Origin of the sequence: Nostoc sp. C052 (assembly GCF_013393905.1) — a bacterium.
Taxonomy (GTDB): domain Bacteria; phylum Cyanobacteriota; class Cyanobacteriia; order Cyanobacteriales; family Nostocaceae; genus Nostoc.
This window is the reverse complement of sequence record NZ_CP040272.1, coordinates 3,418,394-3,435,764: the sequence shown is the minus strand read 5'-3', so window position 1 is coordinate 3,435,764 and position 17,371 is coordinate 3,418,394. Positions and strand designations below refer to the sequence as shown.

The 17,371-nt window shown below is 40.6% G+C and carries 12 protein-coding genes; 5 read left to right on the top strand and 7 right to left on the bottom strand.

Annotated elements, in window-relative coordinates; translation table 11 throughout:
• Window positions 1-37 precede the first annotated feature (37 nt).
• Window positions 38-5,713, bottom strand: a complete 5,676-nt coding sequence (locus tag FD723_RS13805) for an ATP-binding sensor histidine kinase (RefSeq protein ID WP_179065843.1) — start codon at window positions 5,711-5,713, stop codon at window positions 38-40.
• Between the two features lie 489 nt (window positions 5,714-6,202).
• On the bottom strand, window positions 6,203-6,838 hold the full coding sequence (locus FD723_RS13800) for a response regulator (protein WP_179065842.1): 636 nt from the start codon (window positions 6,836-6,838) through the stop codon (window positions 6,203-6,205).
• Window positions 6,839-7,072: 234 nt separating this feature from the next.
• Between FD723_RS13800 and lipA the strand changes: the two genes are divergently transcribed.
• Together lipA and FD723_RS13790 are read left to right on the top strand one after the other, a co-directional pair.
• Window positions 7,073-8,017, top strand: coding sequence for a lipoyl synthase (gene lipA / locus FD723_RS13795; RefSeq protein WP_179069143.1), 945 nt, complete (start codon window positions 7,073-7,075; stop codon window positions 8,015-8,017).
• Between the two features lie 172 nt (window positions 8,018-8,189).
• Window positions 8,190-8,327: a photosystem I protein PsaX gene (locus FD723_RS13790; protein ID WP_179065841.1), complete on the top strand. Its 138-nt coding sequence runs from the start codon at window positions 8,190-8,192 to the stop codon at window positions 8,325-8,327.
• Between the two features lie 21 nt (window positions 8,328-8,348).
• Here the strand turns inward: FD723_RS13790 and FD723_RS13785 are convergent, their stop codons facing one another.
• Window positions 8,349-9,215 carry a branched-chain amino acid ABC transporter permease gene (locus FD723_RS13785; RefSeq protein ID WP_179065840.1) on the bottom strand — a complete coding sequence of 289 codons (867 nt, stop codon included), beginning with the start codon at window positions 9,213-9,215 and terminating at the stop codon, window positions 8,349-8,351.
• Between the two features lie 205 nt (window positions 9,216-9,420).
• Between FD723_RS13785 and hrmK the strand changes: the two genes are divergently transcribed.
• Complete coding sequence (gene hrmK / locus FD723_RS13780; RefSeq protein WP_179065839.1) at window positions 9,421-11,256, top strand: hybrid histidine kinase/response regulator HrmK; 1,836 nt, start codon at window positions 9,421-9,423, stop codon at window positions 11,254-11,256.
• Between the two features lie 154 nt (window positions 11,257-11,410).
• Window positions 11,411-12,238, top strand: a complete 828-nt coding sequence (gene larE, locus FD723_RS13775) for an ATP-dependent sacrificial sulfur transferase LarE (RefSeq protein WP_179069142.1) — start codon at window positions 11,411-11,413, stop codon at window positions 12,236-12,238.
• Between the two features lie 25 nt (window positions 12,239-12,263).
• Here larE and FD723_RS13770 read toward each other — a convergent pair whose 3' ends face one another.
• Entirely contained in the window at window positions 12,264-12,620 is a 357-nt protein-coding gene (locus FD723_RS13770; protein WP_179069141.1) for a DUF4864 domain-containing protein, read from the bottom strand.
• 65 nt (window positions 12,621-12,685) lie between these two features.
• Entirely contained in the window at window positions 12,686-13,741 is a 1,056-nt protein-coding gene (locus FD723_RS13765; RefSeq protein ID WP_179065838.1) for an SGNH/GDSL hydrolase family protein, read from the bottom strand.
• Between the two features lie 732 nt (window positions 13,742-14,473).
• Between FD723_RS13765 and FD723_RS13760 the strand changes: the two genes are divergently transcribed.
• On the top strand, window positions 14,474-14,686 hold the full coding sequence (locus FD723_RS13760) for a hypothetical protein (RefSeq protein WP_179065837.1): 213 nt from the start codon (window positions 14,474-14,476) through the stop codon (window positions 14,684-14,686).
• Between the two features lie 80 nt (window positions 14,687-14,766).
• On the opposite strand, the gene FD723_RS13755 is transcribed toward FD723_RS13760, so the two are convergent.
• Complete coding sequence (locus FD723_RS13755) at window positions 14,767-15,672, bottom strand: site-specific DNA-methyltransferase (protein ID WP_179065836.1); 906 nt, start codon at window positions 15,670-15,672, stop codon at window positions 14,767-14,769.
• A 420-nt stretch (window positions 15,673-16,092) separates the two neighbouring features.
• Window positions 16,093-17,175 carry a photosystem II q(b) protein gene (psbA, locus tag FD723_RS13750; RefSeq protein WP_179065835.1) on the bottom strand — a complete coding sequence of 361 codons (1,083 nt, stop codon included), beginning with the start codon at window positions 17,173-17,175 and terminating at the stop codon, window positions 16,093-16,095.
• Between the last annotated feature and the right edge of the window lie 196 nt (window positions 17,176-17,371).

Sequence of the window (17,371 nt, the reverse complement as noted above, 5' to 3'; positions counted from 1 at the left end):
GTGTTTTGGTCTTATCTGAACTGTATTGTGCCATAGTCTAGATATCTGGTTGTTGCATCGGTATCTCAATCACGAACTCAGTCCCCTTTCCTAATGTGGAATCACAGGTTAAACTACCCCTGTGTTTGTCCACAATAATCTGATAGCTGATTGACAACCCTAACCCCGTACCACTTCCTACCGACTTGGTAGTAAAAAATGGGTCAAATATTTTTTGCTGCACCGCTTTTGTCATACCAGAACCATTATCGGCAATCCGAATTATCGCTGTATTAGAATCTGTTCGTTCAGTAAAGATGTGAATTTGTCCTACCATATCAAAAACTGCTGATGCTTCTATGTCCTTTGTGATTTGTTCTTTATTATTTACCAGTGATGGATCACCAATGACAAATGACTCTTCTAAAGCATCAATCGCATTACTCAGGATATTCATGAAAACCTGATTTAGTTGACCAGGGTAACACATAATCTCCGGTAATTTTCCGTATTCTTTGATGACTTGAATTTCAGTAAGATTGTGTTTTTCTTGAATTCGGTGTTGTAAAATCATTAAGGTACTGTCTATTCCCTCATGAATATCTACAGGCTTCATCTCAGATTCATCTAGACGAGAAAAATTGCGTAAGCTCAAAACAATATTGCGGATACGCGAACTCCCAATTTTCATTGAATCTAGAATCTTTAGTAAGTCTTCTGTGAGGAAATCTATATCAATTTCCTCAGATTTTTCCTCAACTAAAGGCGAAGGATGAGGATATTCTTGCTGATAAAGAACTACCAAATCCAGCAAGTCTTTGACATACTCACTAGCATGATTAATATTGCCATGAATAAAGTTAATAGGGTTATTGATTTCATGGGCAACTCCTGCTACCATTTGTCCCAAAGAAGACATTTTTTCACTTTGAATCAATTGGATTTGGGTACGTTGTAATTCTTGTAGAGTTTGTTGTAGAGAGTAATTTTTATCGTTGAGTTCCTGCGTTCTCTCCTGGACTTTCTCTTCTAGAGTATGGTTGTATTCTTCCAAACTTTCTTTAGCTTGTGCCAAATTTTTGTAGAGGATAGCATTCTCTAGGGATATTGCTGCTTGAGTGGTGAGGAGTTTGAGTACTTCTACGCGATCGCGTGTAAATGCTCCTGTCGTCAAATTATTTTCTAGATAAATAATCCCAATCAATTTACCTTGATTTAGAAGAGGTATAGCCAACAAACTCTTAGGTTCTTCACTCAGAATATAGCTATCACCTGCTAAAAAGGAAACAGTCGTTGCATCATCAATCACCAAAATTTCTCTGGAGCGTTTAACGTAGTTAATCAAAGTAATGGGAACATCATAACTTGACTCCAAAGAAATTGATGGAAACTCTGTGTAGGTATGGTCAAAATTTGAACTTGAACAAACCGTTGTAACAGTTAATGCTAAGTTATCACCTTCACTTAAAATTAAAGCGCATTTAGAAGCTCCTGCATTCTCCATCACAACTTCCATCAAAGTCGAAAGTAGTCGCTCAAGCTCGATTTCGCTAGAGAGTGCTTGAGATGCTTTAATGAATGCGGCTAAATCCAGAGAATCAGAAATACTTGTCTTCGAGGCAATAACAGTTTGTTGATTACTCAGGGTAGATAAAGATGATATGGATGTGTTGTAGAAAGAAGTGCTTTCCTCGCTGGAATGGATACTCAGTTTTTCTTGCTGAAATATAGGAGCCAGTAATTGGGGATAGCGTTTTGCCAAATCGTCAACTTTGGCTAACGCTCCCCAGCGAACATAGCTATAGTAAGCATCTGTTAGATAGGTTTGGGCAATCTTATGTTTACCCCATTCTAAATAAAACTTGGCGGTAAGTTCTTGAGCGAGGGCTTCTTCATTAACATACTCATTTTCTTTGGCAAGGAAGATGGCGCGATCGTAAAATTCCATTGCTTCAAGATATTGACCACCAATCCGATAGCGTTCAGCCTCTACAAGATAATATTTGTGTAAATAATTCATTGGGGCATGATGTGCCCAATGATCCATTTTTTCTTGATTGGCTTGAACCCGATCGAGAATAGATTTTTGCTCAGATTCGGATACCTCAAAATACACAGCTAAACCTGCTAAAGAATCATAAAAATGGAAAACTGGAACAACTAGATGTCCTATTGCAGTATCTAAATACTTTTTCGCTAGTGTGGCATTTTCAACTGCCTGATGAAATTCTTGAAATAGATAACAGAGATGAAGTTTTTTGACATAGAGATATAGGAGTCCAAGTCCATCTTTAGTTTCCAAATGGATCGGCAGCATTTTATCTTCGTTATAAACCTCACCAATTAAATAATAGGAATTTTCTGCACACCCTAGTAGATTCAATACGCTCTGCCGATAAATATTACTCCATTGGAATACTGTTTTTTGCTTGAGTTGTCTGATGGCATTATTATAATTTGCCATTTCTTGTTCTAACTCTGAAAGTTCTCTACCGATAAAATATGAGCAGTAAGAATAAATGTGTAGAGAATAAGCTGCATACTCTAAATCTCCTGTTTCAATACCGATAGAATAAGCTTGCAACAAAGGTTTTAATATTTCCTTGGCGTGTTCCTTACAAGGTCTAAGAAGTGAAAGAAAAGATCCAAGAACTTTCGCGCTAATTTCTTTAATTTGTAACCTAGATAAAAGATTTACAGCTAGTTTACCAAATTTATAACCGGACTCAATATCTCCCACTAGCGCACACAGTATTATTCCATAATTAACATAGGCAAAGGCAGACAATGGTGCGTTACCATATTGTAGAGATAAGTTGATTTGTTTAACAATAATCAGTGGGAATAATTCAGGAATAGCTTGATAGGTCAAACTATGAATACTCGATAAAATATTCATAACTGCTAGTGTTTTAGCTTCTGTCATTTCTGGCAGGTTAATTAAATCTTCAATATCCCTACCAGCCAGATTTGATGCTATTTCTGCCATTACTAGTTGAACATCAGATTGGCTTGGATGTTCAGGAAACTCTACTCCCAAAAGCTGCAAAAAGGCTAGTGCAGTATTAATTCCTTTGAGTGCTTGGTTCTGTGCCCCAGATGCTTTAATTTTTACCTCGTAAGCTTTAACTTTATCTACAAGAGTTTTCCCTTGTAGCAACACTATCTCTGCTAATTGCTCGGTTTGCTCAAAGTCGCCGTCCAAGTACGCGGCCTCTGCCGCTGTCTCATACAAAGCTAGGATTAGCTCATATTTCATCTCCCAACTATTATCTGCTAGCAATTGAATACCAGTAGTTAAATACTTAACAGCAGCGGGATAAGCTGTTGATGCTAAGGCTTTACGTCCAGCAATCAGATTCATCTGGGCTAGTTCATCTCGTTTAGCTTGAGGGGAGATAAATTCCACTGCAATATTAAACTGATTGACAAGCTCAAAAATCTTTTCTTCCTTTTCGGTAACTGGAATATTGTTCAATAACAGTAGTCCAATTTTTAAGTGAATTGGCTTTTTTTGTTCTTCAGGAATTAAAGAATAAGCAGCTTGCTGCACCCGGTCATGTACGAATTTATATTTAGGTAGCTGTAAATTAGAAATTGAAAATTGTGTAGATTCTATTCCATGAGTAATAAATTCATTAGCATCATCTTTTGAAAATATGTTGTAATTTTCAGTCTGTGGTAAAACTAATCCATCAAGTAATGCTTGCCACAAGTCTGATGCTGTATCTACTACAGATTTTTCATTGACGATCGCTAGAGTTTTTAAGTCAAATTGATTACCAATACAGGCAGCAAATTTTAGAACTTTTTGGGTCTGTATTGGCAATTTTTCTATTTGCAGAGCGATAAATTCTACGACATCACCTGTGAGAGCTAATTCTTTGACTTTTAAAATATCATACTGCCAATGACTAACATCAAGATTTAAGAAAATTAGCCCATCATCCTGTAAAGCTTTGAGAAATTGAACAGAAAAGAAGGGGTTACCTTTAGTTTTGGCAAACACCATCTGGGTGAGAGGAACCGCAGCGACTTCAGGACAATGAAGGGTATCAGCAATGAGATGATTTAAATCACCCTGATTTAAAGGTGCTAGGGTAATTGTATTAATATTTACTGCTGCTTGTTCAATCTCCTGTAATGTTAAATAAAGCGGATGTGCCTTGGAAACTTCATTGTCTCGATAGGAACCAATTAACAATAAACCACCCTGATTTTCATCCAATTGTTCTGTCTCTTCCGATAGAGAAGACAACGTACTTCCACACATTAATAACTGGATTAATTTTAGAGAAGCTGTATCTGCCCATTGCAAGTCATCGAGAAAGATAACTAGAGGGCGTTCTTTCCCTGTGAAGATTTGGATGAATTTTTGAAACAATAAATTGAATCGATTTTGAGTAGCACTGCCAGAGAGTTCTCTAACTGGAGGCTGCTTGCCAATAATCTGTTCAAGTTCAGGAATTACATCAATAATCACCTGAGTTTGTGTACCCAATTCTCGCAGAATTTTGGCTTTCCATTGTTGAATTTGGGTATCACTTTCTGAGAGGAGTTGCTCGATTAAGTCCCGAAAAGCTTGTACCAATCCTGATAAGGGAATATCGCGTTGAAACTGGTCAAATTTTCCTTTGATGAAGTAACTACGCTGCCGCACAATAGGTTTATGGACTTCATTGACCACAGCAGTTTTGCCAATGCCAGAGAAACCCGCAACTAATATCATTTCTGTAGCCCCAGTTGTTACGCGCTTAAAAGCCGCAAGTAGGGTTTCAACTTCACTTTGGCGACCGTAGAGTTTTTCGGGGATTACGAAACGATCTGAGATGTCTCTCACGCCTAGTTCAAAGGGTGCAATATTTCCTGTTTCTTGCCACTGGCTTTGGCACACCTCTAAGTCATGCTTTAATCCCAAAGCACTCTGATAGCGGTCTTCGGCATTTTTTGCCATCAGCTTGCTGATGATCTCAGACAAAATTGGCGGAATATTAGAGTTAACCCGACTGGCTTTTAGGGGTTGTTTGGCAATGTGAGAGTAAACTAACTCCGTTGGATCTTTGCTGGTGAAGGGTAACTGTCCGGTGAGGAGTTGAAAGAAGGTGACACCAAGGGAATAAAAATCAGTACGGTAGTCGATACCTCTGTTCATTCTGCCGGTTTGTTCTGGGGAAATATAAGCCAGAGTGCCTTCTAAGATGTTGGTATTGGTGAGAAATTGAACTTCTCTTGGTAGGAGGGTGGCAATACTAAAGTCGATGAGTTTTATTTCATCTGTGGTAGGGTTTATGAGGATGTTGGCAGGCTTGATGTCTTTGTGAATAATGCGATCGCGATGTAGTCTTTCAAGGGTAGAAGCAATTTTAATCGCAATGGGGAAAAACTCGTTGAGAGAAAGCCAGTTTTCCTTCTTCCCCTTGTCCTCCAGTCGCCAGTCTTGGAGGGGAATGCCGCCAAAATCTTCCATCACTAAGACGTAGCTGTTACGGTAGTTTTCTAAACTATAGGTTTTGACTATGCCAGGAATATCAAGGTTTTTGGTGATGATATATTGATTTCGGAATTGGGCGATTTCCGCAAAGGTAGGATATTCATTCCGCATCAATTTGAGAACGACTGATTTTTTATCTTCTTCTCTGATGCCCCGATAAACTAAGGTTTTACTGCCTGAGTAGATTTGCTCGGTAATTCGATAGCCAGGAAAGGAATATAATGTATCTAATAGTACTAACATTGCGGACTATGCACATAATTATTGTTTCTATGGCTTATTATTCCCGTGCGAAGACTATCCTCATCATGAAATAGGATTTTTTTGTTTAATTTGTATTAGGAAATATAATTTTTTACTAAATATTTAAATCTTAAAAGCGTTTCCTTATCTATTTAAATACCAATACGCTTGGGTTAAGGGCTACTGGCAACAATTTTGGGCTTTCGAGACGCGATAAATCGCCGTCTCTACAAGTGTTTTGTTGCTCATTCTGAACTGTATTGAGTTAAATACATATAAAAATCTCACCCCAATCCCTCTTTGTGAGCAAAGGGGAGATAAAGCATAGCTTTATCGGGGTGAGGTTAAACTGGATCTCAGTAGATAATTATGACTTATCAACATCAACATAAGTATTTTTGAACTAACTATTTTTACCCGCTTTGAATCGGACACCTGTTATTAGAGACGGTGTATTTTTAGCTGCGATAATAATAACGAGCGCAAATACTACTTGATTTTTTGTTTAATAAAAGTCACAACCTGAGTTAGCTGTTTTTTCAAACCATCAATTTCTGCCTGCATTTTGGCAATTTTCTCGTTCAACGCATTAATTTCTACGTCGGAGACTCCTCCAGAACTAGGGGTTACTACTGCAACATTGGCGATGCTAGGGGCTGCTACTGTAGCAGTTGCAACCTCTAGTGTTGCAACTGTGCCATTTTTAACGGCCGCAGCTGCTCCCACTGCTACTAGTTCTGGGCGTGGCTGTTTCGCCTTGGTCATAGCTAACTTAATTGCGCTAATTAGTTGCTTTTGATCAAAAGGTTTGCCCAGAAATTCAAAGTATTCAAAGGGTTCTGTGATTTTTTCAGTCACCTCTTCCTTGCGACCAGACATGATCACCAAAGGAATTTTCCTTAACTCCGGATCGGCTTGAACTTTCTGAAAAACCTCCCAACCACTCATTTTAGGCAACAGGAAATCCAGCATAATTAGGCTGAGTTTTTCCTGAAGAATGAAATTTAATCCTTCCACACCGTCTTTTGCTTCCAGTACCTCAAAATTGCCCGGAGGCAACATTTCTCGTACTTTTACCCTGACAACTGTAGTGTCATCGATAACTAAAATCTTGTTGCTTGCCACGACTGTTTGCTCTAACAGAAACTATAAGTGTAAATAGCGGCTTTGCCGATTGCCCTTGAGAATCCTCCCACTATATACAAAATTTCTAGCAATTGGGGGATAGTATATTTCGGTATAAATGACATTGTGAGGGGTGTTTTGCAAAACTTTTGCTCGCGCTCTTTTCAATTTGTGTCATGGTGATATTTAACCGATAGACCACTACATCTATATCCGCATCTTGCTTAGATGTCTATGATTGCGTCACAACAAGCCGAACTAAAGTCTGAAATTACGGCAATGCCTAGCTGGTTACGTCGCTCGATTGGCAAAGCCAGTGAAATCTCTACCGTACAACGCATTATTAAGCAGCGCCAAATTCACACGATTTGTGAAGAAGGACGCTGCCCTAACCGTGGAGAGTGCTACGCCCAAAAAACTGCAACTTTCTTGCTAATGGGGCCTACCTGCACACGCTCTTGTGCTTTCTGTCAAGTAGATAAAGGTCATGCACCAATGCCTCTTGATTTAGAGGAACCTGAAAAGGTCGCCCAGGCGGTGCAGCTTTTGGGATTGCGTTATGTGGTGCTGACTTCTGTAGCCCGTGATGACTTGCCCGATCAGGGTGCAGGGCATTTTGTGAAGACGATCGCGACTATCCGCCAATTGAACCCAGAGACTCAAATTGAAGTGCTGACCCCAGATTTTTGGGGTGGTGCTGGTATTGGGGAATCAGGTCAACGTCAGCGGATAGAGATGATTGTGAAAGCCAAACCAGCTTGTTTCAATCACAATATTGAGACAGTGCGGCGGTTAACAGGGCCAGTGCGCCGGGGAGCCAAGTACGATCGCTCCCTGTTAGTGCTGGCTATGGTCAAAGAAATTGATTCGACCATTCCCACCAAATCAGGTTTGATGCTGGGACACGGAGAAACACTTGATGAAGTCATTGAAGCAATGACTGATTTAAGGGCTGTCGGGTGCGATCGCTTGACTATTGGTCAGTATATGCGTCCTTCCCTAGAACATTTGCCAGTCCAAAAATATTGGACTCCAGAGGAATTCGATCAACTCGGCAGATTAGCATGGGAAATGGGATTCAACCATGTTCGTTCTGGGCCTCTGGTTCGCAGTTCCTATCATGCTGGAGAAGAGGGAGCAGGGGAAGCAGGGGAGCAGGGGGCAGGGGGCAGGGGTTAAGGGGGAGAATAAAATAATTACCTCTTTCCCCTCTTTCCCCTCTTCTCCCTGCTCCCTGCCCCTCTGCCTCTTCCCAATTCCCAACTTCACACAAATATTCTTAAAGAATTTGAGTATTTGGTACGCCAGTTTGGTATTTCTTAAAAAGTCCTGACATTAGGAGAATTGAATTATGACTGCTAAAACTAAGATTTCCCCAGTTGCCGACAGTGGAGCTAAACCTCCCTACGCTTATCGCACAGGCTGGGCACTGTTCTTGTTAGCTATCAATTTCCTGGTAGCAGCCTACTATTTCCACATTATTGAGTAATTAGAAGTGGAATGGTGCTGCTCAAATCGTTCCTTTGAATAAACCTTTGGGGCGAATGAGCAGCACCAAAATCATAATCAACAGGGCTACGCCCTGTTTGTACTGTGAACCCAGCCAAGGAGTGCTAATTTCCTGGACGATGCCAATGATAAAAGCTGCTGCGATCGCACCGTAAGGGTTACCAATGCCACCAAGTATTACTGAGGCAAACAATGGTAAGATTAGGAACCATCCCATATTTGGACGCACGGCTGTAATTAACCCATACATACTGCCACCCAATGACGTAAGCGTGCCAGTAATTACCCAAGTCCAAAAAATTACTCGGTCAACATTAATACCTGAAACTCTGGCTAAGTCCAGATCGTCGGCAACTGCTCGCATCGCTTTACCAATTTTGGTATTTTGCAGCAGGTAATGTAGCGCCAAGATTGCTAGCACCGCCAACCCCAATACCAATAATTGATTTTGCGGCACCTTTAAACCCAAAATATCTAAAGCTGGCGTCACAGGTAAATCATAATTTTGGTTCTTGCCACCCCAAATCAAAATAATCCCATTGCGAAGAAATAAGGCAAGTCCGATAGAAATAATAATCAGCGTCGTGGAAGTAGCACGGATAGCGCGCATCCTTGACCACAGTAACTTTTCCGATAACAGCATTGCTGCAACTGTTCCCGCTGCTGCCAAAATCATCGACAGCCAAATATTAACTCCAATGGTGTTTATCAGCCAGGTGAGATATGCTCCTAAAGTGAGAAAGTCACCGTGAGCAAAATTTGATAGTCGTAAAATTCCATAAGTAAGAGTCAGTCCGACTGCGGCTAGCGCAATAATGCTCCCCACCGCAATCCCATTAACCATTAGTTGGGCGAATTGTGTATCCATAAGTCTCAAGTTGCTTTTAAAAAATTTTAGGTTAATGGTTCATAAAATAATTTTTTTGTCTAGCTGCTAAATTCGGCATCATAAGCTATGGTTTATAACAACATAAGTTATGGTTTATAAATAAAAAAGAATTCTCGGCTAATATGCATAAAATCCTATTCGGATTTTTATGCAAAGCTAAATTTGTTCAGCGGTCTAGTTGACCATGCAGCAGTACTCAAGCTTACCAGACCAGAACTCACTGATAGATGCAACGCCAAAACTTTTGACAACAATTGAGCAACTTCGCGCACAACTGTGGTTGGAGAGCAGCTTAAACCAGTTGCAAAGTCGCCTTAATGATTGCCTGCTTTCTGCTTGTAACACTGTCCCACAGGCAGGAGCCGCACAAGCAGAAATTTTCCAAGCTGTGGTTAACGAAATTAACAGTGCTGTTCACAGCAGTAATTTGGCACTTACAGATTGTGCCGTAGGCATCGCGTTGTTTCAACCACAAGAAACCGTTGCCACAGTTTGCTATGTTTCTCGTTCTCCATCCCCAAACTCACAACCTTTATTTGTAGAAGTGCTGACAGCAGAAAAAAAGCTGCTGTTGAGATTGCAAGAAGTCATAAAACTTGAAGATTTGCAACAGCTTGAGCATCAACAACCACAGAGCGCTTGGCGGTTAGCTGATGATTCTGGTAACGTCATGGGCTGGCTGATTATCGCCACAGCTTCCCTAAGCTCTGATCGTGAATCGCCGATCAAATCACAAGCTCAACTCAGATCGCAATTGATGGCAAGGTCTGCCAAATACTGTACTACAGCTTTGGTACAACTTAGACATATCCTGTCTTGGTCGCAACGGTATCAACAGTTAAGCAACTCTAATCAAGAATTGGAGCGCACTAATCAACTCAAAAATCAGTTTTTGGCAAACACCAGCCACGAAATTCGCACACCACTTAGTTCTATTATTGGGTTTACCCACCTGCTTTTAGCACCAGGGTACGAACCAACTAAAGAACGCCAGCAAGAGTATTTAAATATCATTCAGTCTAGCGGCAAGCACTTGCTAGCTCTGATCAATGATATTTTGGATCTCTCTAAAATTGAAGCAAATCAGCTAGAAGTACAGTGGGAAATAATAGATGTGCCACTGCTGTGTAGCAATGTTTTGGCACTAGTGAAAGAGAAAGCCGCTAATAAGGGTTTGAAACTGTGCTTAGAACTTGAACCCGATATTACAACCTTAGTAGCCGACCCCTTACGACTCAAGCAAATGCTGTTGAATTTAATCTTCAACGCTCTAAAGTTTACCAGTGAAGGAAGTGTTGGCTTACGAGTTGCTCCTAAAGGTGTATTTGTGCATTTTACTGTGTGGGATACTGGCAGTGGCATTTCCCAAGAAGACCAAGTTCAACTGTTTGAACCCTATTTCCAAATTGCCAAGGCTGTAGCAGGTGGTGTTGAAGGTACTGGTTTGGGTTTAGCAGTGACTCAGAAACTTGCCAAAATTCACGGTGGTTCTGTGAAAGTGGAATCTGAAGTAAATCGCGGCTCGCGTTTTACCCTGGTACTTCCCTTTAAGCAAGAAATAGGAGCGCGGGGAGATGAGGCGGATGAGGAAACAAAATTTTCTTCATTTCCTCTGCATTTTACACCTAGTTCCTCTGTAGAGATTTTGTTGGTAGAAAATGATTTACCAAATGCTGATTTGATGCAAATTTATCTACGTAAATTGGGATATCAGGTGACTTGGGTTAAGAATGCTGCTGAGATGTGGGAAACTCTAACTGTGTTAGAGCCAGCGGTGATTTTAATGGATGTTTGTCTAACAGATGCAAATGGTCTTAACTTGGTACAACAACTGCGAGAACATCCGCAATATCGGACGATTCCGGTAATTGTTCAAACAGCAATGGCGATGAAAGGCGATCGCGAAACTTGTCTAGCCGCTGGAGTAAATGACTATATTTCTAAACCGATTGATTTACCACTTTTAGCCAGTCTGGTAGCCAAGTACAGCAAAGCACCAACTTCGCTGGGTGGGGAGTAGGGATTAAGAATTCAAAATTCAAAATTCAAAATTAAAGAACTTTTACCTTCTCCTGCCTCCGCCCAATGCCCAATGCCCCAGCCCCATGCCCCATAACTAATGACTACAATAGAAATTGTTGGGTGCTATAGGGTTTTGGCAGGATTGGGAAATGATGCTGACAGAAAAATTTGAGCAATTAAGAGCCTTATTTACAGAAATGGAGCAGGCGTTGATTGCCTACTCTGGGGGTGTTGATAGCACTTTGGTTGCCAAAATTGCCTATGATGTGTTGGGCGATCGCGCTTTGGCTGTCACGGCTGTTTCTCCTTCACTATTACCAGAAGAGTTGGAAGACGCGAAAATTCAAGCTGCAACAATTGGGATTCCTCATAAAATCGTCCAGACTCACGAGATGGAAAATCCCAATTACACTTCTAACCCTGTTAATCGCTGTTATTTTTGCAAAAGTGAGTTGCACGACACTCTCAAACCTTTAGCTTTAGAGTTGGGTTATCCTTATGTCGTGGATGGGGTAAATGCCGATGATTTGCATGATTATCGTCCAGGAATTCAGGCGGCTAAGGAAAGAGGGGCGCGATCGCCTTTAGCAGAAATTGGTGTCACGAAATTAGAAGTTCGCCAACTTTCGCAACAACTCGGTTTACCTTGGTGGGATAAACCTGCTCAACCTTGCCTCAGTTCCCGGTTTCCTTACGGTGAAGAGATCACTGTCGCTAAGTTGCAACGAGTCGGTAGAGGAGAAATTTATCTCCGAAAACTAGGTTGGCAGAATTTGCGCGTGCGATCGGAAGGAGATACAGCACGTATTGAATTACCACCCGAACAAATTAAAGAGTTTGTGTTAACTAACGATTTACAAACATTAGTTTCGGCATTTCAAGATTTTGGGTTTATCTATGTAACCTTAGATTTAGAAGGTTATCGTAGCGGTAAGTTGAATCAGGTTTTAAATCGGGAAGCCTTGGGCGTTAAAGTATAAAATTTTGGTTGTATAAAAATAGAATTTATTTACCTTCTAGAGAAACTAGAAAGCAACCGTTAATCCTCCAGATACGATCGAGCTGTTTTTCCATAAAATATAAAGCCCTTAAGGGAACTCCATCAGGAGCAAGTAGCAGCACTGGTTGAGTTATGCTTCCGTGGATGGTTGTTATTTTCTCAAAAAAGACAGAACGAGGGCGATATACTGCTGGGTAGCTTGTTTTTACCATAAGCATAAAATTTTCTGGGGTTCCGAATTGCGTCTGAATTGCCGGACTAGCGAAGGTAAAAGCGCCTTGAGCGTCATCTTTTTTAAAAGCTGCCAATTGGTATTCAATTACAGAACGTATGTTGATAGCATCGGTATCAGTAACTTCCATAAATTTAAAAATTGCGTAGGCGCAGTCCGTCGTAGATATCGCTCCAATATCGGCAAAGCGATCGCTCAATTCTGACGCTGAGTGAGCTTGTATTCTATCTGCTGTAGTGCCGTTCGCCACACGTCATATCCCTCTTGAGACAAGTGCAACCCATCTGTGGTCAACTCTGGGCGCAAATTGCCTTCCATATCTGTAAACGAGCTATAAATATTTAGATAATTAGCGCCTTCTTGTTTGGCAATCACGGTTAGTTGGATGTTGATGTGACGAATGCGGCTATTGGAAATTTTTGGTAGACGAGTAGGTAAAATTGATTGGACAATAATTTGAGCTTGGGGGTGAGCCTGTCGTAAATGCCTGACAATCCGGCGATAATTACGCAAAATTGTTTCATCACTAGCACCTTTTCGTAAGTCGTTAATCCCAGCCATGATGTAAATTACATCTGGTCGTGTTGCCGAAAATGCCCCCAATCTTTTTAAAACGCCACTAGAGGTATCTCCAGATATGCCTTGATTCAGCCACAATTTACCAGCAGGCAGTTTTTCTCTCGGAAACCACATGCTCAAAGAATCACCAACTAAGATACTTAGATGATTTGGGCCTTGACCTTGAGCGATCGCTCTCGCTTCTAAAGCTAGTAAACTTTTCCAGTCGTCATAAGTTAGTTGACGTTTCTTGATCGACTCCCACAATGATTGCAAATTATCACTATCTACGCGTGTATAAATCTGACCTGTTTTCAGAGCCGCCAATCTTTGGTAGTAAAGTTGATTCCCAGATGTCAATAAGAGGGTAGTTGCTTGGGTGCTGGGGTTAAGTGATGACTCTGTTGGGGTTGGTAATCCCGGACTGCCGAATTCTGGTACGCTAGGGATGTTTTTCTCACCTACTGATAGCTGCGAACTTTTTAAGGGTTGGAACGCTTGGCCGCTCAGTTCTGGTAAGGAGAGATCGACATTCTTGATAATTTTTGTACTGACTATTGCCTGCGAACCCTGTTTTAAATCCCACAGGAATCTAGAATTTTCTGGCAGGACAATGGACAGATGTGGAAGAGCCGATGCTGGTATTGCTAATCCTGTTAACAAGCCTGCTGCCAACAGATAAGGGTCCCTCATCGCTTTCTCTCCTCTACTCACTGCTTTTCCATATCACAGCATTCGTTGTCTGTATTCAGGAAAATTTTACTTCGGTTAATCTACTATTCTTATTTACACTGTATAGTTCTGTAAAGCGTATTCACGAGATTATATTTGACAATTTACGATCTCTTTAAAGTAGGGTTTTATCAGTAGTATAGAAGTATTATTTATGAGAATGGTTCTACTGAAAGCACTGATTTAGTCGGACTACATTTTTTACACTCAGTTGCCACAAATTAAGTGTTGGTAAACTCGGTGATTAGTGAGTGATTTGTGAGCATCTCAGGAGAGAGGTTTTTGCTTTTGATCAAATTACCATACTTTTCACTTTGTGATGTGAAATTGAGCAGTGCAAATGCATCAGTTATCAAAGAGTAATAGGTTGTAAGTGTAATCATCGATAATATTGATATCATACGATGGTGTGTCATCAATAAGCAAGTATTAAGTTTGCCATACTGAGAATTTGAGAACTTACTATAAAACTCATATTTGATTTTTGAAAAAACTCAGTACACACCTATTACCTTCCTCTCGGTTCCTTGTTCTTCCCTACACAAATAAATTCCGTAATCAAATCGGATTCCTATATACTTCATTTGAAATTTATGTTTACTCATTGAAGTATGAGTTGAAACACATTTAAATTAAGTTTTAACTCTAGAGAATAACTTCATTAGAAGTGCTAAGATTTAGGCTGAATCATTAGTGTTTCCTTTTTTTTACGTGGCTAGAGCTAGTACAGCGATTGGTGTTAGTCCCATTATTAAAGAGATTGTGCAAAAACAGGCACATTCTACACGTTTGACCCTGAAAGAAGTTATTCTTATGGGGATGTTAGCTATTGACAAACTAGATGATCAAGGTCGTCAAGAGTTAGCAGATCAAGTTCATCAAATGCAGGTAAATGGAGAAATTTAAGTAAGCAGTTATGAGTTATAAGTTACGAGTTATAAATTATAAATTTTAACTTCTGACTCTTGACTCTTCACTTAATTTAGTTATTGGCCAAATCGATAACGACTTCCCATTACGTAATTTTCATTAATTTCAAAAGATATCCAGCGGCGTTGTAGATTCTCAGAAACAAAGCCAGTTGTATTAGAACCTGCAAATGGATCTAATACTATATCACCTTCATCAGTTAAGAATTTGATGAAAAACTCGGCGAATCCTTGAGGAAAACGTGCTGGATGGGGTCTAATTTCTGCTGTTTTACAGCGTCGTAAATAGGCACTATTAGATTCAGTATTAGCAATTTCTAGTAAATTTGGTGGAATTGCACCCTGGTTATCCTTTTGAAATTTATCAGAAATATCATGTCCACTAGGACGTATTTTTGCTTTATAGCCATTTTTGAGTAACTGTTTCATACTTTGGCTATAAGGCTTCAAAACTTTTCTATTATCTGCTTTAGGATTTGGTGTTTTAGATAACCACCAAACTGTATTTACAGAATCTTTCACACGAATCCGTCTGATTGTCACCCACTCAGCAGGGGTTGGCAGTCGCGACGGATTATAGTGGTAAAATTCTTGAGCAAGAAAAAAACCTACTTCCTTGCATAATCTAACTAAAAGTTCGTATTGGTAAATACTCCGAACGGGATTACCAGGTAAGTAAGCACCACCTAAATCTAGTACGAATGAGCCATTCTCTGCCAGCACTCTTTTAAATTCGGATGCAAAAGGTAAGAACCACTCAATATATTTTTCCGCACTTTCGTTACCGTATTCTTTTTTTCGTGTAAGAGCAAATGGTGGTGATGTAATAATTAAATTGATACTATTATCGTCAATGAATTTAATAAGTTTAAGGCTATCACCTAAATATGCGGCTCCATTCTGCTGGGTATAAGAGGGATTAAAAATTATTTCTTTTGGTGGTGTTATTAGTTCTTCTTGCAAGAGTGATAAAATTATCTCGTTTTTTATAGTTATAACTTGTTTTGATATTGTCTGGATATTTTATTTTAAAAGTTATTTTGTTGATCCAGAGCGACACACACGGGAAGTAAGAAACTCCTAAATCAAAAAACATCCAACTATCTATTTATTGTGGGGTGGGCATCTTGCCATTGGTGTTAGATATTATCTTGTTCCCAGTCTCCGACTGGGAACCATCTTGAGGCTCCGCCTCCCTTGCTGGCGGCAGAGCCGCTTTTGAGTTGCATTTCCAGTAGGAGACTGGAAACGAGGTTTTAAAGGAGTTTCATCTGAAATTGACACCAATGGCATCTCGCCATCTGCTTTGATGCTGAATTTTTCTTCAATTAAAAAGCGCCCCCATTTCTGGAGGGCGCTTTTTATTTAGCTAATACTGGAGTATTAACCGTTGATAGCAGGAGCAGTCATTGCTACAGGAGTAACTTCACCAGCAGCTAAATCTAAGGGGAAGTTGTGAGCGTTACGCTCGTGCATTACTTCCATACCCAAGTTAGCGCGGTTGATTACATCTGCCCAAGTGCTGATAACGCGACCTTGGGAGTCAATAATTGATTGGTTGAAGTTGAAACCGTTCAGGTTGAATGCCATCGTGCTGATACCCAAAGCGGTGAACCAGATACCGACGACAGGCCAAGCTGCTAGGAAGAAGTGCAGTGAACGGCTGTTGTTGAAGGAAGCGTATTGGAAGATCAAACGACCGAAGTAGCCGTGGGCTGCAACGATGTTGTAGGTTTCTTCTTCTTGACCGAACTTGTAACCGTAATTTTGTGATTCGGTTTCGGTGGTTTCACGCACCAAGGAAGAAGTTACTAGAGAACCGTGCATTGCTGAGAACAATGAACCGCCAAATACACCAGCCACACCTAACATGTGGAAGGGGTGCATCAAGATGTTATGTTCTGCTTGGAACACAATCATGAAGTTGAAGGTTCCAGAGATACCCAAAGGCATACCATCAGAGAAAGAACCTTGACCGATTGGGTAGATCAAGAATACTGCGGTAGCGGAAGCCAAAGGTGCGCTGTAAGCTACGCAAATCCAAGGACGCATACCTAAGCGGAAGGAAAGTTCCCACTGACGACCAAGGTAGGCAGCACAACCGATCAAGAAGTGGAAAACTACTAATTGGTAGGGGCCGCCGTTGTACAACCACTCATCTAAGGAAGCTGCTTCCCAGATTGGGTAGAAGTGCAAGCCGATCGCATTTGAAGAAGGAACAACTGCACCAGAGATGATGTTGTTTCCGTAGATCAAAGAACCTGCAACTGGTTCGCGAATACCATCAATGTCCACAGGAGGAGCAGCGATGAAAGCAATTACGAAGCAGGTGGTTGCAGCTAGCAGGGTAGGAATCATCAAAACGCCGAACCAACCGATGTATATACGGTTTTCGGTGCTGGTGATCCACTCGCAGAAGCGATCCCATACGCTAGCGCCAGAGCGCCGTTGTAAGGTTGTGGTCATTGTTTTATAAGTGCTATGGGTTGTTAAATATGGAACAAACGAAATGAATTTCGCCTGCTGAAATATAGTCTACATGAATTTACTTGGATACAATCTGTGACTTAATATTCTGTAACCAAATTCTTTAACAAGCTAGTCGAACTGTAAAGTTTTTCTACTATTAAATTAAGTCATGGATTGACGCTTTAGAAGGCAT